This window comes from Skermania sp. ID1734 (genome assembly GCF_007489285.1).
Classification (GTDB): domain Bacteria; phylum Actinomycetota; class Actinomycetes; order Mycobacteriales; family Mycobacteriaceae; genus ID1734.
Window position 1 is genome coordinate 88,530 of sequence record NZ_VLIY01000002.1, and the last position, 24,964, is coordinate 113,493.

At 64.7% G+C, this 24,964-nt stretch carries 25 protein-coding genes; 14 read left to right on the forward strand and 11 right to left on the reverse strand.

Features of this window, described 5'->3' with window-relative positions:
• The first annotated feature begins 17 nt into the window (after positions 1 to 17).
• Positions 18 to 3,284 (forward strand): UvrD-helicase domain-containing protein, encoded by a 3,267-nt coding sequence (locus tag FOS14_RS02500; RefSeq protein WP_143768694.1) that lies wholly within the window; start codon positions 18 to 20, stop codon positions 3,282 to 3,284.
• Positions 3,281 to 5,116 carry an exodeoxyribonuclease V subunit alpha gene (gene recD / locus FOS14_RS02505; RefSeq protein ID WP_143768695.1) on the forward strand — a complete coding sequence of 612 codons (1,836 nt, stop codon included), beginning with the start codon at positions 3,281 to 3,283 and terminating at the stop codon, positions 5,114 to 5,116. Before FOS14_RS02500 ends, recD begins: the two co-directional genes overlap by 4 nt.
• Here recD and FOS14_RS02510 read toward each other — a convergent pair.
• Both FOS14_RS02510 and FOS14_RS02515 read right to left on the reverse strand, forming a co-directional pair.
• A complete protein-coding gene (locus FOS14_RS02510; protein ID WP_221936639.1) occupies positions 5,113 to 5,904 on the reverse strand; it encodes a hydroxypyruvate isomerase family protein in 792 nt (263 codons plus the stop codon). The genes recD and FOS14_RS02510 overlap by 4 nt on opposite strands.
• Before the next feature lie 8 nt (positions 5,905 to 5,912).
• Positions 5,913 to 6,467 carry an adenylate kinase gene (locus FOS14_RS02515; RefSeq protein ID WP_143768697.1) on the reverse strand — a complete coding sequence of 185 codons (555 nt, stop codon included), beginning with the start codon at positions 6,465 to 6,467 and terminating at the stop codon, positions 5,913 to 5,915.
• Positions 6,468 to 6,631: 164 nt separating this feature from the next.
• Here FOS14_RS02515 and FOS14_RS02520 point away from each other — a divergent pair, with 164 nt between their 5' ends.
• The 5 genes from FOS14_RS02520 (at position 6,632) to FOS14_RS02540 (ending at position 11,168) form a co-directional block, all read left to right on the forward strand.
• On the forward strand, positions 6,632 to 7,054 hold the full coding sequence (locus FOS14_RS02520) for a PAS domain-containing protein (RefSeq protein ID WP_143768698.1): 423 nt from the start codon (positions 6,632 to 6,634) through the stop codon (positions 7,052 to 7,054).
• 102 nt (positions 7,055 to 7,156) lie between these two features.
• Positions 7,157 to 8,023, forward strand: coding sequence for a TIGR03619 family F420-dependent LLM class oxidoreductase (locus FOS14_RS02525; RefSeq protein WP_143768699.1), 867 nt, complete (start codon positions 7,157 to 7,159; stop codon positions 8,021 to 8,023).
• Complete coding sequence (locus FOS14_RS02530) at positions 8,001 to 8,801, forward strand: putative protein N(5)-glutamine methyltransferase (protein ID WP_143768700.1); 801 nt, start codon at positions 8,001 to 8,003, stop codon at positions 8,799 to 8,801. Before FOS14_RS02525 ends, FOS14_RS02530 begins: the two co-directional genes overlap by 23 nt.
• Entirely contained in the window at positions 8,801 to 9,643 is an 843-nt protein-coding gene (locus FOS14_RS02535; protein WP_143768701.1) for an SDR family NAD(P)-dependent oxidoreductase, read from the forward strand. Before FOS14_RS02530 ends, FOS14_RS02535 begins: the two co-directional genes overlap by 1 nt.
• Before the next feature lie 58 nt (positions 9,644 to 9,701).
• Complete coding sequence (locus tag FOS14_RS02540; protein ID WP_143768702.1) at positions 9,702 to 11,168, forward strand: sugar porter family MFS transporter; 1,467 nt, start codon at positions 9,702 to 9,704, stop codon at positions 11,166 to 11,168.
• On the opposite strand, the gene FOS14_RS02545 is transcribed toward FOS14_RS02540, so the two are convergent.
• Positions 11,158 to 12,645: an amidase gene (locus FOS14_RS02545; RefSeq protein ID WP_143768703.1), complete on the reverse strand. Its 1,488-nt coding sequence runs from the start codon at positions 12,643 to 12,645 to the stop codon at positions 11,158 to 11,160. The genes FOS14_RS02540 and FOS14_RS02545 overlap by 11 nt on opposite strands.
• A 26-nt stretch (positions 12,646 to 12,671) precedes the next feature.
• On the opposite strand from FOS14_RS02545, the gene FOS14_RS02550 reads away from it, so the two are divergent.
• Positions 12,672 to 13,364 carry a TetR/AcrR family transcriptional regulator gene (locus FOS14_RS02550; protein WP_143768704.1) on the forward strand — a complete coding sequence of 231 codons (693 nt, stop codon included), beginning with the start codon at positions 12,672 to 12,674 and terminating at the stop codon, positions 13,362 to 13,364.
• A gap of 4 nt (positions 13,365 to 13,368) precedes the next feature.
• On the opposite strand, the gene FOS14_RS02555 is transcribed toward FOS14_RS02550, so the two are convergent.
• A complete protein-coding gene (locus tag FOS14_RS02555) occupies positions 13,369 to 14,373 on the reverse strand; it encodes a diiron oxygenase (protein ID WP_143768705.1) in 1,005 nt (334 codons plus the stop codon).
• A gap of 131 nt (positions 14,374 to 14,504) precedes the next feature.
• On the opposite strand from FOS14_RS02555, the gene FOS14_RS02560 reads away from it, so the two are divergent.
• On the forward strand, positions 14,505 to 15,296 hold the full coding sequence (locus FOS14_RS02560; protein WP_143768942.1) for an SDR family oxidoreductase: 792 nt from the start codon (positions 14,505 to 14,507) through the stop codon (positions 15,294 to 15,296).
• 10 nt (positions 15,297 to 15,306) lie between these two features.
• Entirely contained in the window at positions 15,307 to 16,386 is a 1,080-nt protein-coding gene (locus tag FOS14_RS02565) for a diacylglycerol kinase (protein ID WP_143768706.1), read from the forward strand.
• Here the strand turns inward: FOS14_RS02565 and FOS14_RS02570 are convergent.
• On the reverse strand, positions 16,352 to 16,759 hold the full coding sequence (locus FOS14_RS02570; RefSeq protein WP_143768707.1) for a nitroreductase family deazaflavin-dependent oxidoreductase: 408 nt from the start codon (positions 16,757 to 16,759) through the stop codon (positions 16,352 to 16,354). The genes FOS14_RS02565 and FOS14_RS02570 overlap by 35 nt on opposite strands.
• A gap of 78 nt (positions 16,760 to 16,837) precedes the next feature.
• Between FOS14_RS02570 and FOS14_RS02575 the strand changes: the two genes are divergently transcribed.
• On the forward strand, positions 16,838 to 17,788 hold the full coding sequence (locus FOS14_RS02575) for a patatin-like phospholipase family protein (protein WP_143768708.1): 951 nt from the start codon (positions 16,838 to 16,840) through the stop codon (positions 17,786 to 17,788).
• A gap of 7 nt (positions 17,789 to 17,795) precedes the next feature.
• On the opposite strand, the gene FOS14_RS02580 is transcribed toward FOS14_RS02575, so the two are convergent.
• From FOS14_RS02580 to FOS14_RS02595, 4 genes are all read right to left on the reverse strand, one after another.
• Positions 17,796 to 18,089, reverse strand: a complete 294-nt coding sequence (locus FOS14_RS02580) for a response regulator transcription factor (protein WP_255450016.1) — start codon at positions 18,087 to 18,089, stop codon at positions 17,796 to 17,798.
• Positions 18,090 to 18,248: 159 nt separating this feature from the next.
• On the reverse strand, positions 18,249 to 19,316 hold the full coding sequence (locus FOS14_RS02585; RefSeq protein WP_143768710.1) for a hypothetical protein: 1,068 nt from the start codon (positions 19,314 to 19,316) through the stop codon (positions 18,249 to 18,251).
• Positions 19,313 to 20,323: a sensor histidine kinase gene (locus FOS14_RS02590; protein WP_185981578.1), complete on the reverse strand. Its 1,011-nt coding sequence runs from the start codon at positions 20,321 to 20,323 to the stop codon at positions 19,313 to 19,315. Before FOS14_RS02590 ends, FOS14_RS02585 begins: the two co-directional genes overlap by 4 nt.
• Before the next feature lie 155 nt (positions 20,324 to 20,478).
• Complete coding sequence (locus tag FOS14_RS02595) at positions 20,479 to 21,150, reverse strand: response regulator transcription factor (RefSeq protein ID WP_255450017.1); 672 nt, start codon at positions 21,148 to 21,150, stop codon at positions 20,479 to 20,481.
• Between the two features lie 51 nt (positions 21,151 to 21,201).
• On the opposite strand from FOS14_RS02595, the gene FOS14_RS02600 reads away from it, so the two are divergent.
• Positions 21,202 to 21,771 carry a hypothetical protein gene (locus FOS14_RS02600; RefSeq protein ID WP_143768712.1) on the forward strand — a complete coding sequence of 190 codons (570 nt, stop codon included), beginning with the start codon at positions 21,202 to 21,204 and terminating at the stop codon, positions 21,769 to 21,771.
• On the opposite strand, the gene FOS14_RS02605 is transcribed toward FOS14_RS02600, so the two are convergent.
• Together FOS14_RS02605 and FOS14_RS02610 are read right to left on the reverse strand one after the other, a co-directional pair.
• A complete protein-coding gene (locus tag FOS14_RS02605; RefSeq protein WP_143768713.1) occupies positions 21,758 to 22,597 on the reverse strand; it encodes a cutinase family protein in 840 nt (279 codons plus the stop codon). The two genes, FOS14_RS02600 and FOS14_RS02605, sit on opposite strands and share 14 nt — an antisense overlap.
• A 52-nt stretch (positions 22,598 to 22,649) precedes the next feature.
• A complete protein-coding gene (locus FOS14_RS02610) occupies positions 22,650 to 23,111 on the reverse strand; it encodes a hypothetical protein (RefSeq protein ID WP_143768714.1) in 462 nt (153 codons plus the stop codon).
• Between the two features lie 89 nt (positions 23,112 to 23,200).
• Between FOS14_RS02610 and FOS14_RS02615 the strand changes: the two genes are divergently transcribed.
• Together FOS14_RS02615 and FOS14_RS02620 are read left to right on the forward strand one after the other, a co-directional pair.
• Positions 23,201 to 23,779, forward strand: a complete 579-nt coding sequence (locus FOS14_RS02615) for a TetR/AcrR family transcriptional regulator (protein WP_185981579.1) — start codon at positions 23,201 to 23,203, stop codon at positions 23,777 to 23,779.
• 5 nt (positions 23,780 to 23,784) lie between these two features.
• Positions 23,785 to 24,909 (forward strand): glycosyltransferase, encoded by a 1,125-nt coding sequence (locus tag FOS14_RS02620; RefSeq protein WP_143768716.1) that lies wholly within the window; start codon positions 23,785 to 23,787, stop codon positions 24,907 to 24,909.
• The last annotated feature ends 55 nt before the right edge of the window (positions 24,910 to 24,964 follow it).

A 24,964-nucleotide genomic window follows, 5' to 3' on the forward strand; every position in this document is an offset into this window, starting at 1 on the left:
ACGAAGGACCTCCGCTCATGAGCAGCTTCAACCTGTGCGGCGAACTACCCTCGGGCACCACTGTGCTCGAAGCGAGCGCCGGGACTGGCAAGACCTATGCCATCGTCGGTCTGGCAACACGATTCGTTGCCGAGGGGCGGATTGACGTCTCGCAGTTGTTGTTGGTGACGTTCAGTCGCGCAGCAACACAGGAACTTCGCGAACGCACGCGCGACCGTTTCACCGCCATCGCGCGCGGACTGCTCGACATCGAGGCCGCCCGGACCTGCGGTGACGACCTGCTGCGCCACCTCGCCGACGCCGCACCCGAGGTCGTCGCCGAGCGGCGATTCCGGCTCGTGCAGGCCCTCTCGGACTTTGACAGCGCGACAATCGTTACCACTCATAGCTTTTGCCAGCGGATGCTCGACGGTCTCGGCTTCGCCGGCGAGCGTGAGCCTGATGCGACTTTGGTCGAGGCTGTCGACGACCTGGTCAACGAGGTGGTCGACGACCTCTACATGCAGCGCTATGCCGGCATAGCCGAACCGCCGATATCGATCTCGGCGGCCCGCAAGGCGGCGCGGGCTGCCGCACGGGATCGGCAGGCGATTCTGTCGCCCGATCCCAGTGGTGAGTCGACGGCCGCCCACCTAGCGCGTTTTGCGGAGGATGTCCGCGCAGAGGTGCAACGCCGAAAACGCGCCATCGGCCTACGCGATTTCGACGACCTGCTGGTGCTGTTGCGCGATGTGCTCGCCGATCCCGCGCACGGTCGCGCGGCACGGCACCGGATAAGCGCTCGCTACCGCGTGGTGCTCGTCGACGAGTTCCAGGACACCGACCCGTTGCAGTGGGGCATCCTGCGAATGGCCTTTCATGGCGCCAGCGCGTTGATCCTGGTCGGCGACCCAAAGCAGGCCATCTACGGATTCCGCGGTGCTGAAGTCCTGAGCTACCTCGAGGCGGTCAAAGTAGCTGACGCGCACGAGGAGTTGGCGGTCAACTGGCGCAGTGATGCCGACCTGCTCGCCGCGCTCGAGCATGTGTATGGCGGGGCAGCGCTCGGGCACCCAGAGATCGTCGTTCACCCGGTGGCTGCGACGCACCAGGAATCGCGTCTGACTGGCTGCGCGCCACTGCGGCTGCGCTACCTTTCGCGACAAGGCTGCGGCCCACTCGGCAAGGCCGGGTTTGCCGCGGTGGACCGGGTCCGCAATCTCCTCGCCGCGGACCTTGCCGCCGACATAGCCAATTTCCTTTCCAGCGCACCCAAATTGAACCTCAACGGCCAACGCCGCGTCGTCGGGCCAGGTGACATCGCCGTGTTGGTGCGCACCCGAAACCAGATTTCGCTGGTTCGCGCGGCGCTGGATAAAGTCGGCATCCCATCGGTGTTGGCTGGCGGTACGAGCGTCTTCGACACGGCCTCGGCGCAGCATTGGCAGGCAGTGGTGCAGGCGCTGGAACAGCCACATCGCGCGGATCGGGTGCGGATCGCGGCGCTCACTCCGCTGCTTGGCTGGACGGCAACAGAACTCGCGAACGGTGGCGATGACGCGGTCGGCGCCATCGGTGCCCAACTACGGGAATGGGCCGCGCTATTCTCGCGATCCGGTTTTGCGGCCCTGTTCGAGCGGCTGTCCAACGAGACCCAACTTGCCGAACGACTGCTTGCCGTCGATGACGGGGAGCGCGTGCTCACCGACCTGCGGCATATAGCGCAACTGCTCAATCGTGCTGCCGTGGAGGAATCGTTCGGGCTCACCGCACTCGGCCGCTGGTTGAACGAAAGGATCGACGACCCGAATTCGTCCGGGCTCGCCGATCGCAGCCGCCGACTCGACAGCGACGCCGCGGTGGTGCAGATAGCGACAGTGCACTCGAGCAAGGGGCTCGAATTTCCGATCGTCTACGTGCCTTTCGGTTGGGACGCATCGAAATCGTCGACGCCGGACTCGTTGCTTTTCCACGACGAAAACGGCGCCCGGGTCCTCGACGTCGGCGGACCCGGCGCCGCTGGATACAACGAGCGCAAGAAGCGCCACGATTGGGAAGACGCCGGTGATGAGCTTCGCCTGCTCTACGTGGCCCTCACCCGCGCGATGTGTCAGGTGGTGCTGTGGTGGGCGCCGAGTTTCAACACCAAGCTCTCACCCCTGCACCGATTGATCTTCGGGCGGCCGCCGGGTAGCCCCGGTATTCCGGGATCCACCGATGTTCGTCCGGACCCCGAAGTGGCTGCTGCGCTCGCCGAGTGGGCTACGGGCGCACCGCATCTCATGTCGTTGGAGGCGGTGGGACCCGAACCTCGCGCCGCGGCACACTGGTCACCCGAAACGCACGGACCCACACTGCTGCGTGCCGCCGAGTTCGATCGCGTGCTCGATTACGCCTGGCGACGCACCTCCTACAGCGCACTCACCGCCGCGGCGCATGACGCCGCCGGAGTCCGCAGCGAGGCAGAGCAGGAGGGCGTCGTCGACGAGCCGGCGGGCGTCATCGCGTCGGTGCCGGCAATCGCTGTGGCTACCGACATTCCGTCCCCGATGAACCCGCTGCCCGCCGGCGCGGCGTTTGGCACGCTCGTGCATGAAATCCTTGAACAGGTCGACACGTCAACCCCTGATCTCGACGCCGAAATCGCGGTGCAATGCAATCAGGCGGTACGACGGCGGCTCGCCGATCTCGACGTCGACGTGTTGGCCGACGCGCTCGGCGCCGTGCTGCGAACACCGCTGGGCCAGGCAGTCTCGCTGGCCGACATTACGCCTGCAAACCGGCTGGCCGAGCTCGAGTTCGAGTTGCCACTCGGCGGAACGGCGACAGTGACATTGCACCAGGTGGCGGACCTGCTGCGCCGCCACCTATCCGCCGGTGATGTGTTAGCCGCCTATAGCGACGTGCTGACGACGGTGAGTGATGCGCCGCTGCGCGGTTTCTTGACCGGCAGCATCGACGCCGTATTGCGCATTCCGGGGGAGAGGTTCGTCGTGGTGGATTACAAGACAAACCGACTCGGGGCGGGTGACCTCACGGTCGGTCAGTACAGTCAGCAGGCCATGCGCGCGGAAATGATGCGGTGCCATTACCCGTTGCAGGCGCTGCTGTATTCGGTTGCGCTGCATCGGTATCTGCGCTGGCGGCTGCCCGGTTACCAGCCGGGTCGCCATCTCGGCGGGATTCAATATCTGTTCGTGCGGGGCATGGCCGGCCCGGATACGCCGCCGGGGTGCGGAGTTTTCACTTGGCACCCGCCGGCCGATCTCATTGTCGAGCTGTCCGACCTGCTGGCGGGCCGATGACGGACTCCCAGGTGGTCAAGCGCGCAACGGGACTGGTCGGACAGTTCAACGCCGCCGGTGTTCTGGCGCCCGGCGACGTGCACGTCGCGCTGCGAATCGGCCAGCTCGGCAACGAGCCGGACGAGCGGGTGCTCCTTGCCGCAGCACTGGCGGTTCGCGCGGTGCGTTCTGGCTCGGTGTGCCTGGACCTCGCGCGACTCGACGACATAGCCATCGACAACCCCGAAGTCGTCGAATTGAGATGGCCCGACCCTGCCGACGTTGTGGAGGCGCTTCGGCGCAGCCCGCTCGTTGTCGGCGGCAACGCTGGGCCGCTGTGCCCGCTGCGGCTCGTGGAAACCGACGACGACGCCACCCTGCTCTACCTGGACCGATACTTCCGGCAAGAACAGGCGGTTCGGGACGCGCTGCGAAACAGGGCGCGCAGCCGGCCCCCGGTCGACGACGAGTCGCTATCCGGTGAAATTGCCCGATTCTTCCCCGACGCCGAGGTCGCCGACCGGCAGCGGTTGGCTGCGCTGGTGGCGTTGACCAACTGGACGACGATCATCGCCGGTGGTCCCGGTACCGGCAAGACCCACACCGTGGCAAGGATCCTCGCGCTCCTCATGGCACAGTACGGCGCAGCGCACCGCATAGCGCTGGCGGCGCCGACAGGCAAAGCTGCTGCGCGGCTTCAGGAGTCGGTTCGTGAGCAAGCAGCGGAGTTGGACCTGCCAACGACCATGACGGCCTCGACCCTGCACCGGTTGCTGGGCTGGCGGCGCGGTGGCGGTCACTTCCGCTATCACGCCGGGAATCGATTGCCCTACGACACCATCGTTGTCGATGAGACGTCAATGGTGTCGCTGACGATGATGTTCCGGCTGCTCGATGCGGTTCGTCCGAACGCTCGGCTCATCCTGGTCGGTGATCCAGACCAACTCGCCTCGGTCGACGCGGGCGTCGTGCTGGGCGATCTGGTAGCGGGCAGTCCCAGCGGGGGAGCGTTGCATCCCCGAGTCGCAACCGATCCGGCGATGGCTCCGGGCGCCGACGCCGAATCACTGAATACGCAAGAGAGACAACAGGTCGAAGCTGGGATCGTCACTTTGCGGAAGGGCCGCCGGTTCGCCGACGCCATTGCCGACCTGGCAATGGCGGTGCGCGCCGGTGATGCCGACAAGGCTCTAGCGTTTCTCGAAACACCGTCCGATGCGTTGATATTCGTGCCGCCCGATGATCGAGAAGGAGTGCGGCAAAACCTCGTCGACACCGCCGCCGAGGTGACAGTAGCGGCGGCGAACGGGGACGTCACCGCAGCGCTGCGCGCTGTCGAAAAGCATCGACTGCTCTGCGCGCATCGCGAGGGCCCGTACGGAGTCGAACGATGGTCGCACCTTGCACGGGAATGGATCTCAGCGACGACACCAGACCGACTCGACCCGGCGCAGTGGTATCCAGGCCAGCCGTTGCTGGTGACGGCCAACGATTACGACGCGCGCATCTACAACGGCGACACCGGGGTCATCGTGGCGACTGAAGACGGCCTGCGTGCGGCCTTTCACCGTGGCGCGCAACCGCTCCTGATGCATCCCAGCAGGCTGCCCGTCGTTCACACCGTTTATGCGATGACCATCCACCGTAGCCAAGGCAGCCAATACGACGCAGTGACCGTGGTGCTGCCGACCGAGGAGTCGTCGTTGCTCACCCGCGAGCTGCTCTACACGGCCATCACCCGCGCGCGCCATCGCGTCCGGATACTCGGGACCGAAGCCGCCCTGCGCGCCGCGGTGCAGCGCCAAGTGTCGCGAGCCAGTGGGCTGCGTCGCGAAATCCGTTGGCACAGCTAACGCCTTGGTGGCATCCAGGCGAACGGATCGGCGGCAGTCGAGGAATATTCGAGCGCGACCCGGCCGCGATAACCGTGCGCGACAAGCAGATCCAGCTGGCCCACGAGATCGACGTTTCCCGTGCCTGGCATGCCACGCCCGGGATGGTCGGCGATCTGCACGTGCCCGATTCGATCGGCGTATTTAGCGATCGCGGTCGGGACGTCGTCGCCGTTGACCGCGAGGTGATACAGGTCGGCCAGCAGGCGCAGATCGGTCACCTGATGCTCGGCGCGAACCCGGTCCAGCACCGCCACACCCTCGGCGGCGCTACGCAACGGATAGGTCGGCACGGCGCTGAGCGGTTCGATGAGAATCACCGCGCCGATCTGGCTTGCCGCCCGGCCCGCGTACGCGAGATTTTCCGCGGCCAGCTCGTCTTGTTCGCGCGGGTCGAGGCCCGGCAATCGGTTGCCGTAGAGCACGTTGAACATTCGGATGCCCAACCGGCGACCGATTGCGATTGCCGCGTCAGCGTTGTCGCGGAATTCGGCGGTGCGAGTGGGGTCGCTGGCCAACCCGCGCTCGCCGGTAATCAGGTCGCCGCCGTAGAAGTTCATTGCCCACAGCCGCACACCCGCTTGCTCGACAGCGCCGGCAAACCGATCCACGTCGCGGTCGGATGGTGTCGCGCTGCTGAACGGCCACCAGAATTCGACCGCATCGAACCCGGCGCGCGCGGCGGCCGCGGGGCGGTCGAGCAGGTCGAGATCGGTGAACAGAATCGAGCAGTTGACCACCCAATCCACGGCAGCGCTCAGCTGCGTACCTGCGCTACCGCGGCCGTCAGCCGGTCGGTGATTTCATCGATGGAGCCGACGCCGTTCACCTCGATCACCTTGTCACCGAAGTACTCGATGATCGGGTCGGTTTCCGCGTGGTAGATCCCGAGCCGGTTATCGATCACCTCAGCGGTGTCGTCGTCTCGACCGCGGGCAAGCATGCGCTCACGGACCTCGTCATCGGAGACGTTCAGGAACAGAACGGCAGTGATCGGATGGCCCACCTCATCGAGATGCGCGCACAGCGCCTCGGCCTGCGGCAGGGTCCGCGGGAACCCATCGAGGATGAATCCGTCGACGGCGTCCGGTTCATCGAGGCGATCGCTGGTGATCTTCACGATGACGTCGTCGGGAAGGAGTTCGCCACGATCAAGGTATTCGGAGAGCAGTTTGTCGATGTCGGAACCGTCGCCACGCCGGGAGCGCAGCAGATCCCCGGTGGAAATGTGGGGCACCGCGAGTTTTTCCGCGAGCCGTTCGGCTTGAGTGCCTTTTCCCGAGCCCGGTGCCCCGACCATGATCAAACGCATAATGTCCGTCCCTCCGATGCCGGAAATTCCTGCCGGTAATGTCAGTGCGGTTGCTTGCCCCACCCATACTCTGTCACCCTCTGCGTGGGCGTATGCCAAATACTGGGTCGTAACCTATGCGGTAGCCGGCACTGTTCCCCGGCGTGCCGTCGGATGAGAAGCGGATGAGGATGGAAGAACGCAGAAAATCGCCCGGTGCCGGGCCGCTCGACCAACTGATGCAGCTGCCGACCGCAATTTTTCTTGCGCGACTACCAATCCCGACCATTGCGGTGTACCTCGACGGCCGCATTATCTTCGCGAATCCAGCCTGCGAGGGAATGCTCGGTTCGCCCGCGGATGATTTGACCGCGTCCAATGCGACCGACCTGCTCGCCGACGACACCGACGGACGCAGCCCGTACGAGATATTGCGAAACTCGGCGGGGCAGGTGATCGCGTTGCGCCACTCCGACGGGTCCACCGTGCGCGCAATCGTCAGCCAGTCGATGCTCATTCGCGAGGACGACGAGATAGCCCTGGTGTGCTTCCAGGACGTCACCGAACAACTGTGGAACTCACAGACTGCGCTGGGCTCCCGGCGATAATTCCCGTCCTCTCCGCCATTGCATTCCACCAGCGGGAGTGCTTAGCTCACCGGTAGCAAAAAGAGAACACGTTTCAGTTTTGCGGACCAGTGAGGACTACCAGTGCGGTTCACCTATGCCGAGACGATGACCGATCCGGCCAACTACATTCCGCTGGCTCAGGCCGCTGAGGCGGCCGGCTACAGCAGCATGGTCGTCGCCGACAGCATCGCCTATCCCAAGGAATCCGACTCGACATACCCGTACACGCCGGACGGCAGCCGCGAGTTTTTGGAAGACAAGCCGTTCATCGAGACGTTCGTCCTCGCGGCGGCCATGGCCGCGGCGACAAAAACCTTGCGGTTCACGCCCTTCGTACTGAAATTGCCGATCCGGCCACCGGCACTTGTGGCCAAGCAAGCGGGGTCGCTGGCCTACCTGAGCAATAACCGGTTGGCACTCGGCGTCGGCATCAGCCCGTGGCCGGACGACTTCGACATCATGGGAGTGCCGTTCGCGCGGCGGGGCGCCCGGATGGACGAATGCATCGACATCGTCCGTGGTCTGACGTCGGGCGACTACTTCGAATTCCACGGCGAGTTCTACGACTTTCCGCCGATCAAGATGTCGCCGGCGCCCACCGAGCCCGTGCCGATACTGATCGGCGGACACAGCGAGGCCGCCTTGCGGCGCGCGGCCCAACGCGGCGACGGCTGGATGCATGCGGGCGGTGACGACCTCGACAAGCTTCTCGTGCGGCTCGCCGAGCTCCGCAAGGATTACGGCACGTCGGATAACTTCGAGATCCACGTCATCTCGCTCGACGGGTTCACCGTCGACGGCGTCAAACGGCTCGAAGACAAGGGCGTGACGGACGTGATCGTCGGCTTCCGCCTGCCCTACACCACCGAACCGGACACCGAGCCACTGGACACCAAGATCGCCAACCTGGAGCGATTTGCCGAGCATGTCGTCTCGAAGTTCAACTGACCACAGCCACGCGCAGCTCACCGCGGAGTTGCGCGCGGCTGGCTGCGTCTTCGCCGAGGACGAGGCGCGGCTGTTGCTGGCCACCGGGCTACCCGCCGACGATGTCGCCGCGTTGGTCCGGCGTCGCTGCGCGGGCGAGCCGCTCGAGTACCTGATCGGTTGGGTCGATTTCTGCGGCCTGCGGATCGCCGTGGAACCCGGCGTCTTCATCCCGCGACAACGTACGCAGTTTCTGGTGTCGCAGGCGCTGTCGAATACGCGCAGTGGCAGCATCGTGGTAGACCTGTGCTGCGGATCCGGGGCAATCGGCGCGGGAATCGCCGCGGGCGTCCCGGGCATCGAACTCTATTGCACCGATAGCAATCCCATCGCGGTCGGCTGCGCTCGGCGCAATGTCAGCAGGTGGAACGGGCGCGCCTGCGCGGGCGATCTGTTCAATGCGCTGCCCGGCGAATTGCGCGGGCGGATCGACATTGTGACGGCGAACGTCCCTTACGTGCCGACGGCGGCCATCGCACTCTTGCCCGCGGAGGCCCGCGACCACGAACCGCGCACCGCGCTCGACGGCGGTTCGGATGGTCTCGAGATCCTCCGCCGGGTCGCGGCCGAGCTCCCGCCGTGGCTCGCGTCCGGTGGTTGGTTCGGCACCGAATGCTCGCGCGGCCAAGTCAGCGACGTCGTCGACATCCTCACCGCCGTCGGAATGCAGGCGTCGACCGCAAGCGACGGTGCCGATGCCACGACGGTCGTCGTCGGTGCACGCAAGGCCGGTGGCTGATGGCGACAGACAAGCCGCTGGCCGGTTCGGTGGCGTTGGTGACCGGCGCCAGCCGCGGCATCGGGAAGGGGATCGCGCTCGAGCTCGGTGCGGCCGGTGCGCTCGTCTATGTGACTGCTCGCGATAAACCGAATCGCGTCGTGCCCGGCTCGTTGCCGCAGACGGTGGCCGATGCCGCGGAGCTGGGCGGGCGCGCGATCGCCGTGCCGGTGGACCACACCGACGACGCCGCGGTCTCCGGCGTGTTCGCGAAAATCCGCGACGAGGCTGGCCGGCTTGATGTGCTGGTGAACAACGTCTACAACAGCCCAGCGTCGGCACGTTGGCTCGGCAAGCCGTTCTGGGAGATGCCGCCGCAAGCTTGGGATGCAGGGTTCGATGTCGGGGTCCGCTCGCATTATGTCGCCGCGGCCGCGGCCGTTCCGATCATGCTTGCGCAGGGACGCGGGCTGATCGTCAACATCTCCTCGCCGGGCGCGGTCCGCTACATGCACAACGTCGTCTACGGCGTCGGCAAGGCGGCCTTGGACCGCATGACCGCCGACATGGCGCACGAACTCGCCGGCACAGGCGTGGCGGTGGTGTCACTGTGGCCGGGAGTGGTCGACACCGAACTGCTGCAGCTCGTGCCGCGCGATACGCACGGCAAGCGCATCGTGACGCTGCCTGGAGAGGGCAGCTTCGATCTCGACCGGGCCGAAACGCCGCGCTTTGTCGGCCGGGCAGTCGTCGCACTGGCCACCGATGTGGAACTCGATGAGCGCACCGGACGGTCCTGGACTACCGCGGAGTTGGCGCGCGAGTACGGCTTCACCGACGTCGACGCGCGCACAACGCCCTGAATATCGCTGCCGCCTCGCCTGGTTTCGATAGGGTCAGCAGGTCGACGGGAGGGTGGCCATGACGGAGCACGTCGGGATCAGCGGCGAAGAATCGATCTACCAAGACAGCGACACCGACACCGGCCGCAGCGTCGTGCGCATCGCGGCGGTGGCGGCTTTGGGCGGTCTGCTCTTCGGCTACGACAGTGCGGTCATCAACGGTGCCGTCTCGGCGATCCGGGACCAGTTCTCGATCGGGCCGACCGCACTGGGATTCGCCGTCGCGGCCGTCCTCCTCGGTGCTGCGGCCGGTGCGATGTCCGCCGGACGGATCGCGGACCGCTATGGACGGTTGCTGGTCATGAAGGTCGCCGCGGTGGTGTTCTTCGTGAGCGCGTTCGGCGCGGGCCTGGCGCCGAACGTGTGGGTGTTCGTGGTGTTTCGGGTGATCGGCGGGTTCGGCGTGGGAATTGCGTCGGTGATCGCGCCCGCCTACATCGCGGAAATCTCGCCGGCACGGATCCGGGGTCGATTGGGGTCACTGCAGCAGTTGGCCATCGTGTGCGGCATTTTCCTGTCGTTGCTCGTCGACTACCTTCTGGCAAGCGCCGCAGGCAGTTCCGAGGACATCCTCTGGCTGAATCTGCCGGCGTGGCGGTGGATGTTCATCGCGATGGCCGTTCCGTCGTTGTGCTATGGCCTACTGGCCCTGACCATTCCCGAGTCGCCGCGCTATCTGGTTGCCCGCCACCGGATCCCAGAGGCGCGCAAGGTGCTCACGATGCTGTTGGGGGAGAAGAACCTCGAGATCACCATCGATCGCATTCGGCGCACCCTCGAGCAGGAGAAGGAGCCGTCGTGGCGTGACCTCAAACGGCCCGGTGGCGGCGTGGTGCCGATCGTGTGGGTTGGTTTGGCGCTCTCGGTATTCCAGCAGGCCGTCGGCATCAACGTCATCTTCTACTACTCGAACGTGCTGTGGCAGGCTGTGGGATTCGATGAGAGCGACTCGTTCGTCATCACCGTGATCACCTCGGTGGTCAATATCGTGACCACCCTGGTCGCCATCGCGTTGGTCGATCGCATCGGCCGAAAGCCGTTGCTGCTCATCGGCTCAGCTGGCATGTCGGTGACGCTCGGGACGATGGCGGTGATCTTCGGAACCGCGCCGATTGGCGCCGACGGTACCCCGCACCTGGAGGGCGCGGCCGGCCCGATAGCACTGATCGCCGCCAATCTGTTCGTGGTGGCCTTCGGTATGTCGTGGGGGCCGGTGGTGTGGGTATTGCTCGGTGAGATGTTCCCCAACCGCATTCGCGCGGCCGCGCTTTCGCTGGCCGCTGCCGGTCAATGGGTGGCCAACTGGGTGATCACCGTGAGTTTCCCGTCGTTGAAGGATATTTCGCTGGGACTGTCCTACGGGATCTACGCGACCTGTGCGGTGCTGTCGTTCGTTTTCGTGTCGCTGTGGGTGCGCGAAACCAAGGGCGTCACGCTCGAGGACATGCGCGACGACGTCGGCGGACGCCGCGCGGCTACCCGCTGACGGGCGCCGGGTGACGATGCGCCCAAGGCCGCGCTTGCTCCAACTGCGCCGCCAATTGCAGCAACTGTGCCTCCGAGCCCAGGCGGCCGACGAACTGCACACCGAGCGGGAGTCCGGCTGAGGTCCAGTGCAGCGGCACGCTGATCGCCGGGCGGCCGGTGAGATTGGCGAGTTGGGTGTAGGGCACCCAGCCGAGGCTCGCCTCGATCAGGTCGTCGAGTAATCCGGCCTTGGCCAGAACCTTTCCCGCATGCAGCTTGCTGATCACACGCGCGGCGCGTTGCAGCGGTGCCGACGTCTTCGTCGCGCCGACCGGCAGAGGCGGGGTCGCCAGGGTCGGGGTAAGAAACAGGTCATAGCTCTCGTGGAACTTTGCCAGGGCGAGGATGTAACTGTTGATGCTCTCGATTGCGGCGAGCATTGGGATCACTCCCGCCGACCGGCCCAGCTCGGCGATGGCGAGGGTGTCGGCTTCGAAGTCGTCGTCATCGGCTCCGGTGCGGCGTTTGACGTCGGCGACCTGACCGGCAAGCTGGGCGAACCAGATGGTGAGGAAGTCCCGCGCCAGTGCGCCGTCGTCATGCGGCGGCGAGACCTCCTCCACCTGATGGCCCAGTTCGGACAGCAACGCGGCCGCATTCTCTACGGCCGCAACGGCTTCGGAGTCCGGCGATGCATTGATCGCGGACGACGCGGAATATCCGATCCGCAGGGTTCCGGGCGCCGACTTGATGGATTCGCCGAAGGGCTCGCTCGGCAATTCGGCCCGGTAGCCCGTGCGGTTGTCGCGGCCGATGATCGCGTCGTAGATGGCGGCGCTGTCGCGAACCGTGCGTGATACCACGCCTTGGGTGATCATCCCGAACAATGGCTCGCCGGTCTGCGGTCCATACGGGGTCAGACCGCGACCGAGTTTGAGTCCGACCAGCCCGTTGCAGGCGGCCGGGATGCGGATGGAACCGCCGCCGTCATTGGCGCCCGCAACCGGTACCACGCCGGCGGCAACCGCAGCACCGGCACCGCCGGATGACCCACCCGGGGTGTGGCCGGTGTTCCACGGGTTGCGCGCGGCACCCCAAAAATCGGGTTCTGTCACGGCTTTTGCGCCGAATTCGGGCGTGTTGGTCTTTCCGAAGACGACCAGTCCGGCGTCGAGGAAGCGTTGTGTGACCAACGCATGCTCGGTGGCAACGTCGTGAGCAAGGGCGCGAGAACCGCACGAGGTGGCAAAACCGCGGTACTCCTGCGCCAAATCCTTGATGAGGAACGGCACGCCAGCGAAGGGGCCGGCCAATTGTTCCGCCGCCCGTTTGTCGGCCACCTCGCCGAGGTCCATCACAATCGCGTTCAGTTTCGGGTTGACCTGCGCGGCGCGCTCCCGGGCCAGCGCAAGCAGTTCCCCGGCCGTCACCTCACGCTCGCGCAGCAATTCCGCGAGGGCGGTCGCATCGCAGGCCATGTACTCGTCGAGGTTCATCTGACCATCGTAGGTATCGTGAACAAATGCCCGATGCCCGCGCGACCGCCAAGGAAGCCGTCGACGGCCGCACCGTGCGCTGGGACGAGCACAAGGCGCAGCGGCGAGATCTCATCCTTACTGCGGCGGTGCAAGCGGTTCGGGACAGCGGTGGCCAGGTAGGTGTTCAGGAAATCGCTGAGCGCGCCGGCCTGCCGCGGTCGGTGGTGTATCGGTTGTTCGAAGACCGAAAGGACCTCGATGAGCAGCTGCGAGTGCGAATTCTCAACGACCTGATGGCCCAGTTGGCGCCGACCCTGACCCCGCACGGGACTCTCCCCGAGGCCATTGGCCGGTCGGTCGATGCGTATGTCGGTTGGATCGTTGCCAACCCGCGCCTGCACCAGTTTCTTGGCAGCGGTTCGGCGAGCAATCCCACGCGCGGGTCGCGCGTCGTCTACGGAACCAGGACGGCCATCGCGGTGCAGGTCATGGGCTTGTTCGAAAACCTGTTGAGAACACGGACCGAGCACGTGGAAATCGCCGAACCGCTGGCATTTGGACTCGTGGGTCTGGTCGACGCGAGCGTCAACCGCTGGCTCAACAAATCATCGAACAAGGTGAGCCCACAGCAGCTTTCGGAATTTCTCCGAGTGTCGATCTGGCAGGTGCTCGACGGTAACCTGCGCACGCTGGGTATCGAGCTCGATCCCGATACCCAAGTGGCAGAACTGCTTTGACGACTCAGGCGATGCTGCGTTCCGGCTCGCTGCGGTAGCGAGTCGACGGTCCGTCGATGTGCAGGGCCTTCCACAGGCGCCGCGTCACCGGGTTCATCAACCCGAGTTCCTCGGTGAGCTTGCGAACGTCACCGAAGTAACCGGCGAGGATCCGGCGTGATTGCGCTGCACGCCAGAACGCCTCCTTGATCACCTCGCGGGGAATGTCGAACTCTTCGGCGAAGGAGCGCGGCGGCGCCATGATTTCGCCGACGAGCCAACGCATGGCGATCGGAAACGCCAATCCGCAGATCGCGCGGGAGATCGGATTCAGCCGGTCCATGTGGACCTTCAGGAATTCGTTGGCAAAAGAGATGTGTCGTGCCTCTTCGGCGATGTGGATCTGCATACACCGCAGTACCGCTGGCGGCATGTTTTCGCCGGCCCGGATGACGGCCTTCTGGTAGTGGTCGATGGGCTCCTCACCGCCGAGAATGCCGATGAAGAGGATCACGTAGGCGTATCCGCCGGCCACGCCGATGAACGGCGAGGCAATCCGGAACGGCTTGCGCATGCCCGGCACGTCAACACCGATGCGGTTGACCAGCTCCTGAAACATCTGGATGTGGTTGCACTCTTCGGTCATCTCGTGCATGCAGTACCGGAACTCGGGCGAGCCGTTGGGCAACTTCATCGCGTACTGCATCATGCCGCGGATCAGCACACTCTCGAACGCGGCACCGACCTTGATGGCATTGGCTTGGCGCCATTTGCCGATCTCGATCTGCCGTTCCAGCGGCTGGTCCTGGTACCACTGCGTCGCCCCTAGCGGGTCGATGTCTGGGTTGAGCACCCAGCGTGGATCGTCGGGGTCGATCGCGAATTCCGGCGAATCCCAGTCGATGTCGGCGTATGGGTCGAAGTGCCGCCGGACCGACCCCTCCGACAGCAGCTGGAGGGTGTCGCGGTAGTCCTGGCCGAGCCATGAGCGCGCAGCCTTGATAGCGGTATTGGGAACAGACAGCGTCATCGGTGCCTCCTCGGGTCACTATCCAGAGTATATGAGAATCGCTGTCACAGACAGGTTTGTTAGCAATTGTTAGCAGCTTTGTTTGCGACCGGCGTGACCGACTGGTTTTGACGGCGTATAGCGTGGCTGAGGTGATACTCGATCGCTTTCGACTGACCGATCAGGTAGCGATTGTGACCGGTGCGGGCCGAGGTCTCGGCGCGGCAATCGCAGTCGCCTTCGCCGAGGCCGGCGCTGACGTGCTGATTGCCTCGAGAACCACCGCTGAGCTCGACAAGGTGGCGGAACGTGTAGCCGACGCCGGACGCCGCGCCCACGTCGTCACTGCCGATCTCAGCGATGCGACTGCGGCCGGGGCGCTGGCGGCGGCTGCCAGGGATGAGTTCGGCCGCCTCGACATCGTGGTCAACAACGTCGGCGGCGCGCTGCCCAAGCCGTTGCTGGACACGACTGCGGCCGACCTCGAGGCCGCATTCCGGTTCAACGTCTCCAACACGCACGCGCTGACGACGGCGGCCGTGCCGATCATGCTCGAAACCGCCGGTGGCGGATCGATCATCAACGTCACCTCGATGATGGGCCGCGCGCCGGGCCGGGCCTTCGCGGCCTACGGCACGGCCAAAGCCGCTCTCGCGCACTACACGAGGCTCACGGCCATGGATTTGTGCCCGCGCATTCGGGTGAACGCCATCGCGCCCGGATCGATCGTCACCTCCGCGCTCGAGGTCGTCGCCGCCAACGATGCGGTCCGCACGCCGATGGAGCAGGCGACGCCGCTGCGTCGACTCGGCGAACCGGAAGACGTTGCGGCAGCGGCGCTGTACCTCGCGTCGGCGGCCGGGGGATTCATCACCGGAAAGGTACTCGAAGTCGATGGTGGCCTGATCGCACCGAACCTCGACATCCCCATCCCCGATCTGTGAGGAGGAAGCAGTGTCCTATCGGGTCGTGCAATGGAGCACCGGCAACGTTGGCAAACTCGCGTTGCGCGGCATCCTGTCTCACCCCGAGCTCGAACTCGCGGGCGTCTGGGTCTCCGGCGCGGCGAAGGACGGCGTCGACGCGGCTCGGCTCGCCGGACTCGACACCGACTGCGGTGTATCGGCGTGTGCGGACACTGCGAAAATGCTTGCACTGAAGCCTGATTGCGTGGTGTACACCGCGATGACCGACAATCGCCTGGCCGAAGCTCTCGCCGAACTGCAGGCCATCCTCGCCGCCGGCATCAACGTCGTTGCGAGCGCGCCGGTGTTCTTGCAATATCCCTTCGGCGTCCTGCCGGACAACATGCTCGAGCCGCTCCAGGACGCGGCCCGGGCGGGTGGGGCGAGCTTGTTCGTCAACGGGATCGATCCCGGGTTCGCCAACGACCTACTGCCGCTGGCCTTGTCCGGAACCTGTCAACGTATCGACCAGATCCGTTGCATGGAGATCGTCGACTACGCAACCTATGACAACCGCGCCGTGATGGTCGACATCATGGGCTTCGGCCAACCCATCGACCAGACACCGATGCTGCTCCAACCGGGCGTGCTGTCGCTGGCCTGGGGCAGCGTCGTGCGCCAGTTGGCGGCCGGCCTGGGCGTGACCCTGGATTCCGTCACCGAGGCCCACGAGCGGCGACCGGCGCCGGAGGCGTTCGACATCGCGTGCGGGCACATTCCGGAGGGCAGCGCCGCCGCCTTGCGGTTCGAAGTTCGTGGCATGGTCGGCGACCGCCCGGTGACCGTCCTCGAACACGTCACCCGGTTGCGTTCCGACCTCGCGCCGGAGTGGCCGCAGCCGGCGCAGGAGGGTGGTTCCTATCGCGTGGAGATCACCGGCGAACCGTGCTACACCCTGGACCTGTGCTTGCGCAGCGACCTCGGCGATCACAATCACGCGGGACTGGTAGCCACCGCCATGCGCATCGTCAACGCCGTGCCGGCGGTCGTAGCGGCGCCACCGGGAATCGTTACCGCACTGGACCTTCCACTGATCACGGGGTACGCGTCAGCGACACCACCGGAATGATCCGGTCAGTCTTGGTCTCATGCTCGGCGAAGAACGGATAGGTCTGTTTGAGCATGGCCCAGATCCGTTCCCGCTCTTCGCCTTCGAGTGGTGTCGCCACCGCGTCGTAGGTTTCGGCGCCGACTTCGACGGTGACGCGCGGTTCGGCGTCGAGGTTGAGGTACCAGTCGGGATGCTTGGGTGCGCCGATGTTGGAGGCGATCACCAGTAATCGATCGCCGTCGGGGTGAAACATGAGCGGCGCCGTGTAGGGATTGCCCGACTTCCGGCCGCGTGTCGTGAGCAGCAGGAGACGCTCTCGGTGCATGCCCTCGATGTCACCGCCCGCGCGAAACTGCTCGATGGTTCTGCGATTGATGGCCTTGATGTCCATGGATCTCCCGTCGCAGTCGGTCCTCGGTGCAACCTCTATCGTGGGAAAGTCTGACACTTCGCGGAAAGGAACTGCTGCATGGCCGTGCCGGTGTCGCTGGCATTGGGATCCGGGGGTGCGCGCGGCTACGCACATATCGGCGTCATCAGGGAGATCGAGGCGCGTGGCTATGAGATCGGCGCGGTTGCCGGGTCGTCCATGGGCGCGCTGGTCGGGGGCCTTTTCGCGGCCGGAAAGATGGAGCAGTTCGCCGAATGGGCAACCGGCCTCGGTCCACTCGATGTGATCCGATTGCTCGACCCGACGCTCACGGCCAGCGGCGTGATCCGCGCCGAACGGATTTTGGACATCGTCCGAGACATGCTGGGTGGGGTCACCATCGAGGAACTCGATGTTCCGTTCACAGCGGTGGCGACCGACCTCACCAACGCGCGCGAGATTTGGTTTCAGCGCGGACCGGTGGACACGGCCATCCGGGCCTCGATCGCCATACCCGGGGTGATCGCGCCGTTCGAGTTGGAGGGCCGGCTGTTTGCCGACGGCGGGATACTCAACCCGTTGCCCGTCATGCCGAATTCCTTTGCCCGGGTGCGGCACTCGATCGGGGTGACGCTGGGTTCCGGGGAGAAGGGCGGCCCTGAATCGGGGCCCGAAGAATCCGACGCGGCCGAACCGGCCGCGGAGGGCTGGATCGCCCGCGCCCGGCGCAGCGCGGTGGAGGTCGGCGGTTCGGTGACCTCGGTCGTCGCCGACTACTTCTCCGGCAGCACCGGCGCGGACGACGCCGACGTTCCGGTGGCGCCGAAGCTGGGCCGCGTAGAACTGCTCAACCGGTCCCTCGAGATCGTCCAAGCGGCGCTGACCCGTCACCAAATGGCCTCCTGCCCGCCGGACGTTCTGATCGAGGTGCCACGGACTGCCTGCCGAACACTGGACTTCCACCGCGCTACCGAGATGATCGACCTCGGTCGGGCGCTGGCCGTCGACGCCCTCGATCGCGCGGGGTTGACGGGCGAGGAGAACGATTAGCAGAGCGCTAGAGCTGTTCGAGGGTGATGTAGCCGTCCTGGAGCGCGCGGGCGAGCAGCGCAGCCTTCGTCGACGCCGGCCGCCCCACGTTCTGATACTTCATCCGGATGCGCGTGAGGTGAGTGTTGATGGTGCCCGCGGCGATGTAGAGCCGCCTGGCTACCTCCGACTTCGAATCGCTTTGGATCCACGCGAGCAGTACTTCTATTTCCCGCGCGCTGAGCCCAGGCAGCGGGAACGGCGCCACAGCGTCGGATTCTGTTGAAGTCGGTGGTAGCACCGCTGCAGTGCTGGCGAGCATAAGTGTCCTCACAATCAGTCGCATCCGGACGGCGTTGGCCCGACCCCCGTGGTGCTGCGCCGATTGCATTTGACGTTAATCAGACGACAAGTTTGCCAAAAGATTCCACTTCCTTGGCCCCAAAACTGGGGTCAAAGGTATCGAAAATAACGAATTCGGTCAGAAAACAAGCCCGCTGCCCGTTTTGTCTGACTGCATTTCTACCTCGCCTTTGCGGTTTATTTCAAATCGGCTGGGATTGTCAATTCCATCGTTGACCACAACTGTGGCGAGCAGTTCGCGGTAGGGAGGCAAGATGCGCACCGCGACGCTGCCTGTGGCGGCACCATCGAGGGCCGCGACGACGTGACGGTGGAGCTTGACTCGGGCATCGTCGGAGGCGCCGTCCAACCCGTGGTCGTCGATGAGTGCGACCTCGACACCTCGCGCGCGGGCTGCACGAGCCGCGTCGGCAACGCGGCGATCTGCCAATGCGGGTGCGCGCAGCGAGTCGCGTAGCTCGGCCTCGAGCAGCGCGCATTCGAGGCGCTCCTGTTGTTGCAGCGGAGCGGGTTGCAGAATCCTCGTCAGCGCTGGGCGGACCATCGCGTCGACGCGCCGCATTTGGTCGGCACGTTCGGCGAGAGTGGCCTCGGCCGCGGACTCCGCGGCGACCCTGCGGGTGGATTCCTCGCGCAACTGAACGATTTGACGCGCGGCCGGGCGGATGACGTAGGCGAAGAAGGTGGCCATGAGCACCGGCGCGATGTTCACGGCTTGCGGCATAACCGCCGTTGAGATCCCCTGGCCGGAGCGCGCTCCCCAGATACCCGCGACGCCGAGCATCGCGAGCTGGTCCAGCCATCCAGTTGGCGTGCGGCCGCGAACGCAAAGGTAGACCGCGCACGCGGTCCCGGCTGGAAACGGCCAGAGTTGTCCGGATGATGTCGGGGGCGCGGGAATGACCAACGCAACCAATGCACAAGAGACTGGACCGCAGAACGCGATTCCCAGCGTCGCGGTCCGGGGCAGCGGATCACCGCGGACCGCGATGAGTGCGGTGACGGCTGCCGCCGTGAGCGCGAGGGCCAGCATGATCGGCCACCGGTGCGTGACGTCGCTCCACGAGTAAATCGCCTGCGAGCCTTCAGCAATCAAAAACAGTGCCGCCACGGCCCACGCTGCCGACGTGTGCATCCCTAGCAAGGTCCGGGTGTCATGGATCTCGAACTGCCCCGCTGCTGTCATGACCTTGTCCAGCTCAACCGGACCGCGGTGCCTGCGGCCGGTCTCGAGTCCACGTCGACAGCTCCGCCGGTGAGACGCTGCATGCGACCGACGATGCTTGCCGCCACACCGAGTCGGTCCGGCGGAACCTTGTGCACGTCGAATCCGACACCGGTGTCCGCGACCGTGAGGTTGAAGCCCGCTGTCGTGATGCGGATTGAGACGTCTCGCGTCGCGGTTGGACCGGCGTGGCGAATGCTGTTGCGCAGCGCCTCTACGGAAGCCGCGGTCACTGTGCGGACGACCTCGCCGGGAAAGACCAAGTCACCGTCGTCGGCGACGGTCCACGTCAATGGTGTGGTGTCGTCAATGGCATTGAGCGCAATCCGCAGGTGGGCGAGAAGTCCTGCGACGCTGTACCCCTCATCGTCACGGCCGTCGTCGTCGAACTTGGTCAGCGTGATGTCGGCCTGCCGGCGCACGGCATCGCTGTTTCCCTGTTTGCTCGCGGCCAGCAGTGTCGACATCACCCAGTCGTGCAGCAATGCGTTGAACCGTTGCCGCTGCACAGTGCGCGCTTGGCTGCTTGCGGCGGATGCCGCGGCGCTCAGTGCGGTGACACGGGTTTCGTCCAGGAGTCGACCGGCGCGCACGACCATCAGTGCTGCGGCAACAAACAGCAAGGAAAAGCTCACGCTGAAGAGGACGTCGGGAAGGACGGGCGTCGAATGGTCGGGCGTGCGCCCCGAGTGATTCGGCACCAACGAGGAGAGCGTTGCTACGAAAAAGGCGATTATCGTTCGCCGGGGCGGCCACACTGTCGCAGCGACGAGTCCGGCTAGACCGGGGATATCGGCAACCCAAAAAGAATTGGTTGGAATCAGCTCCCCGTCCCAGGCGAGGCGCCAACTCAAGGCGGCGAGAATATAGCCGATAACAGAGGCCGCGGCCGCTGCGCGCATCACATCGAAACGTCGTCGGAAGGCAGCGATGCCGAATACCGCGGGCGGCGCGAAAATTGCTGCCACCGCTCCTATGGTCCAGAGGATGTGGACACATTGTGATTGAGCGGCAATTTGTGGAGCGAGCAGGATCAGATAAAACACATACCCGCTCGCTACGAACAGTGCGATGAGCCGAGTGATCCGCTCCTCGGCGCTATGGTCTATCTCAGTTGACCGAGCTACTTGCGGCGCCGCCGCGGTATCGGTAGCCATCCATCCTCCAAAGCCCGCTTGTACAGCTCGGTCTTGGTCCGCGCTGGCCGTCCCGCTTCCGCATACTTCTGCCGGATGCGGCCCAAGTACGCGTTGACGGTGTCTTCGGTGAGTCCGGTCAACCTCGCGACCCGGGCGGCGGGTTCGCCGGACGCATACAGGCTCAATACGTCTCGCTGGCGCGGGCTCAGGTTGACCTGGTCGAAGTCCTCGTCGCCGTCAATTGCGGCCGCCCAGTCCATGGTTGCCACCACCTTGCCGAAGGCGGCGTCGCGCACGGCAGCGGCGACCACGTCGTCACGTTCGGATTTTCGGACCACGCCCAGGACGCCGGCACGCGCTGCGGCCCGCACGAGGTAGGGCTCGTCGCCGGAGGTGAAGACCAGAGCTTCGATTCCCGCTAGCCGAAGTTGCTGCACGTTGCTGTTGGGAGACGAGCCGTCGGGCAGGCGAAGATCGAGCACCACGAGATCCAATCGACTGGTAATAGCGAGCAACTCGCTCACGCTTGCGGCCGACGCGACAAATTCGACTTCCGGAACGGTGGACAGAATGTGTCGCAATCCGGCGACCGCAACGGCGTGATCTTCGACGACGCCGACCCGTCGTGGTGTCTGCACAGGTTGTATCGCCGTCACAATGCCCCCTCGGTTCGGCTCCGGTGCCGCTTGTAAATTGTTGCTTCAGGTTTGGCCATTTCGCAGGCAAACAAGATACCGACCATTGCCGTTGCCGATTGCTTGTCCGTCAATCGACCGACAGTCGATGATCCGAAAGAGGTTGACTCTCTACTGTCAGTCCGGATGATGGACGTATGTCCAACAATGAGCGGATGCCGCTGCGGTCAGCCGGGTGACATGGGTCAATCACCCGGATTTGAAATCACTGTCGCGGTGAGTGATTTGGCTGCATTGATCCTCGCGGTTCACGCAGCGTCGAACTGCAGCGGTTCGGAGCGTCGTAAATGGAAGTACGGCAATGTTGTTGGGATCGCGCCTGCTTATGTTGACGACATCGAACCCGAGGTGGCCGCCCGCCGTTACCATCGCGACGCATTGCCGATGGCAGCGATTTCCGTGGTTCAGCAGCCATTCCACACCGATGTCCTTTTTGATCGTCGGTCGGCTGGCACGGCGACCGCATATTTCAACGCGGTCGATGGCAAAACCGCGTGGACGACATTTCTCGCCGATGCCACCATCGACAATCTCGATCACGCCGGGGTCGGATATCGGGTCGATCGACCTACCGGACACTGAGTATGTGCTGCACGAGGGGTGCGGTCGCGCCCCACGTCGATGTCTTGTACATCTCGCCGTGAATTCTAGCGCCGTTGCTCTGGCCGCCCATGGCCACGGCCGCTATGTCCGGAACCTCGGACGGCTGGAAATCGCATACCGGGTCGCCGACAAGGCACACGCTGAACACCCGATCACGAACGTCGGCGGGAAAAGCGGTGGTGGTCGCGCCGGAAATCGGTGCCACGCTCGTGCTGATTCCACTGGTGGTGGCCGTCTGCGCCGCCGGGTAAAGGTGGTCGGTGTCTCCGGGCACTTTGTCACCGTCGGCGATCAACAGCACGGCGGCGATTCGGTCGAGAAACCGCGGGTTGGCGTTCGGCCCGGGACCGTGCAACTGGTCGAGGACCCGATGCATCACCATGGCGCCTTGCGAGTAGCCGGCCAGCACGATGCGCGCGCCGGGGCATGAACCGAGTTGACGGTCGATCGCCGCAATATCTTGGATCGCGTTGCTGACGCCGCTGCCAATCCCAGCCAGAAAGTCGCGAACGCCCTGCTCCGATTTGAGCGATTCAACCGCATTGGCGGGATAGTCCAGGGCAGTGGCGCTGACCTGGATTCCTTGGGGCTCGAGTCGGTTTCGGATGTCTGCCACGGCGAAGCCGACCTCCGGTCCCAGTCCGGGTGGGCCGCCCGCGCGCTCGCCGGACCCTTCAGCCCCCAGCACCACGATCTGTTTGTCACATGCCGCCGCGTGGGCGACCGGCGATACCGCGCTTGATTCGATTCCGCACACGAAGGCGGCGATGAGTGTCGTCGCAAGCAAGGCAATTCGATAGCGCATAGTTCTCGTCCCCACCGCCGATGGTCGTACTGCAGCGTATGAACGATAGCGCCTATTCGGCTGGGCGACGGGTCGCCCATAACGCGCGCATGGCGTGCATATTTCCCGCCACCAACATCAGGAATGGTGCTGTGAACAGTGCGGCACCATGGATAGGCAGTTGAGCGAGCCAGCGTAGGTCGTTCGGGTCTGGCTGCTCGCTGAGGGAGTCGATGACGCACGACGATGAAAACAGCAAAGCCACGGCCGATGTCAGGATCAATCCAGTGGCGGCGATGGCGCGTCCGCCCCGCGGCCACCGTCCCAGCGAGGTCGCGCCGACGATGGACAGCGCCATACAAGGTGCGAGGAGCGCAGCACCGAAGATCAACACGAACATCCACCAGGCGGCGACATAGGTGGCCAATGAGGTATTTGCGGCTTCGTTCATGACGAAGAGTGCACCTGCTGAGAAGGCCGCAAAGGCAAGGGGTGTGAGCGCCATTCCGATGATCCAGATCCGAGCTCGTCGCATCGGGTCAGTCTGGCAGAGATCCGAAACTTTCGTGTGTATGTGCATTGACGTCAATAAAGCATTTGGTGTTAACTAGCATCATCATGAAAGTGACACGTACGTACACCATGCGGGCGCGGGCCGTCGCCGCCGAGCAGACGCGCGAGCGCATCCTCGAGGCGGTTCACGATCTTGCGTTGCAGAAGCCGTTCACTGCTATTGCTTTGCCGGAGGTGGCCGAGCGGGCCGGGGTCAGTGTCCAGACGATCTTGCGCCAGTTCGGTAGCCGTGACGGACTGCTCGACGCCACAACTGATTTCGGCAGGGCGCAGATTGTCCAGGAGCGTCGGGTCGAGCCGGGGGATCGAGTTGCGGCCGTGCGCAACGTCATCGATCACTACGAGCGGGTCGGGGACGGCATTCTGATGATCCTCAATCAGGAATCCTGGGACGCGCGGGCGAAGTCGATCACCGACAGCGGCAAGACTTTCCATCGGCAATGGGTGGAAGCGGTGTTCGCGCCCTTGCTCGCCGACCGACCGAAGGCTGAGCGGGTTGAAGCGTTGGACCTTTTGGTGGTCGCGACCGACATCTATACCTGGAAGCTGCTGCGCCGCGACCGTGGCCTGTCTCGTGCTGCTACCGAGCGACGCGTCCTGCGTCTCGTCAACTCCATTCTCGAAGGGTGAATCCGATGGCTCACTTACTTTTTGCCACGTTGGATGCGGGCGGGAACGTCGCGCCCGTAGTTGGCATCGGACGTGAACTGGCCAACCGTGGCCATCGAGTTCGGATCATGAGCCACGAGGCGCAACGGCCGGCCATCGCCAAAGCCGGACTGGAGTTTTCGGCTTATCACAGCGTCCGGCACTGGTCGGCGACTGTGCAACGGTCGCAACTTCGTAGCATTCGCGACATCGTGCGGGCCTTCCTCGATCTGGGCATCGCCGCCGACTTGCTGGAGGCGGTCCGTGCAGATCCGCCAGATATTGTCGTCGTCGATTGCATGCTTATCGATGCGCTGAACGCGTTACATGCCAATGGAATTCGTCATATCGCGTTGTTTCACTCGTTTTACGCGTTCTTCGACGGTTCGTTTCGGAGTGGGCCGGTGGGTCTGGCGAGCAGGGTCAGGCGACTGGACCCGCGAAAGGTTTGGTCTCGCGCCGACAGGCAATTGATCTGCGCCGATCGCCAGCTCGACCCATACCGTGGGAACGTCACTTCCGCAATGGAATGGATCGGCCCGGTCCACGACGCCAATTGCCTCGCGGCGCCCCCGGACGTTCCTCGCGTGCTGGCGAGCCTGAGCACCATCGCTTTTCCGGGGCAGACCGGGGTCTGGCAGAAGATTCTCGACGCGTGCGGTGGACTGCCGGTCGAACTCGTCGCGACCACCGGGCCCGCTGTGGATCCTACCGAGCTGGTTGCGCCAACGAACGCCGCAGTGCATCAATACATTCCGCACAGCGAACTCATGCCCAACTGTTCGGTGGTCATCGGACACGGCGGCCATTCCACGGCGATGCGGGCGCTCGCCTTCGGTGTCCCTGTGCTGACCATGCCTTTGCATCCAATGCTTGATCAACCGATGGTCGGGAAGGCAATTGCCGAGGCGGGTGCCGGGATCGTCGTCAAGCGAAGCGCGTCGCGCAGTCAGATTCGCGATTCACTGGTCGCTTTGCTTGAGGACGGCAATTACCGGTCGGCGGCGGTCGAGATCGCGAATCGACTGCAAGCCAGCAATGGTGCTATCCGTGGTGCCGACCGGATTGAGGGGGCGGCAGTGGCCGGGTGCGATCGTACAAGTAAGCCCTAGCGCTCGAACGTTTGTTCGGGTAGTGTGTAGGCATGGGGCGCAGGGGGAGTGCGAG

What these genes read in the sequence shown, in the direction of transcription:
- FOS14_RS02500 (WP_143768694.1), top strand. Translation starts at nt 18, where the DNA reads ATGAGCAGCTTCAACCTGTGCGGCGAACTACCCTCGGGCACCACTGTG.
- recD (WP_143768695.1), top strand. Translation starts at nt 3,281, where the DNA reads ATGACGGACTCCCAGGTGGTCAAGCGCGCAACGGGACTGGTCGGACAG.
- FOS14_RS02515 (WP_143768697.1), bottom strand. Translation starts at nt 6,467, where the DNA reads ATGCGTTTGATCATGGTCGGGGCACCGGGCTCGGGAAAAGGCACTCAA.
- FOS14_RS02520 (WP_143768698.1), top strand. Translation starts at nt 6,632, where the DNA reads ATGAGGATGGAAGAACGCAGAAAATCGCCCGGTGCCGGGCCGCTCGAC.
- FOS14_RS02530 (WP_143768700.1), top strand. Translation starts at nt 8,001, where the DNA reads ATGTCGTCTCGAAGTTCAACTGACCACAGCCACGCGCAGCTCACCGCG.
- FOS14_RS02535 (WP_143768701.1), top strand. Translation starts at nt 8,801, where the DNA reads ATGGCGACAGACAAGCCGCTGGCCGGTTCGGTGGCGTTGGTGACCGGC.
- FOS14_RS02540 (WP_143768702.1), top strand. Translation starts at nt 9,702, where the DNA reads ATGACGGAGCACGTCGGGATCAGCGGCGAAGAATCGATCTACCAAGAC.
- FOS14_RS02545 (WP_143768703.1), bottom strand. Translation starts at nt 12,645, where the DNA reads ATGAACCTCGACGAGTACATGGCCTGCGATGCGACCGCCCTCGCGGAA.
- FOS14_RS02550 (WP_143768704.1), top strand. Translation starts at nt 12,672, where the DNA reads ATGCCCGATGCCCGCGCGACCGCCAAGGAAGCCGTCGACGGCCGCACC.
- FOS14_RS02555 (WP_143768705.1), bottom strand. Translation starts at nt 14,373, where the DNA reads ATGACGCTGTCTGTTCCCAATACCGCTATCAAGGCTGCGCGCTCATGG.
- FOS14_RS02570 (WP_143768707.1), bottom strand. Translation starts at nt 16,759, where the DNA reads ATGGACATCAAGGCCATCAATCGCAGAACCATCGAGCAGTTTCGCGCG.
- FOS14_RS02575 (WP_143768708.1), top strand. Translation starts at nt 16,838, where the DNA reads ATGGCCGTGCCGGTGTCGCTGGCATTGGGATCCGGGGGTGCGCGCGGC.
- FOS14_RS02580 (WP_255450016.1), bottom strand. Translation starts at nt 18,089, where the DNA reads ATGCTCGCCAGCACTGCAGCGGTGCTACCACCGACTTCAACAGAATCC.
- FOS14_RS02585 (WP_143768710.1), bottom strand. Translation starts at nt 19,316, where the DNA reads ATGACAGCAGCGGGGCAGTTCGAGATCCATGACACCCGGACCTTGCTA.
- FOS14_RS02605 (WP_143768713.1), bottom strand. Translation starts at nt 22,597, where the DNA reads ATGCGCTATCGAATTGCCTTGCTTGCGACGACACTCATCGCCGCCTTC.
- FOS14_RS02610 (WP_143768714.1), bottom strand. Translation starts at nt 23,111, where the DNA reads ATGCGACGAGCTCGGATCTGGATCATCGGAATGGCGCTCACACCCCTT.
- FOS14_RS02620 (WP_143768716.1), top strand. Translation starts at nt 23,785, where the DNA reads ATGGCTCACTTACTTTTTGCCACGTTGGATGCGGGCGGGAACGTCGCG.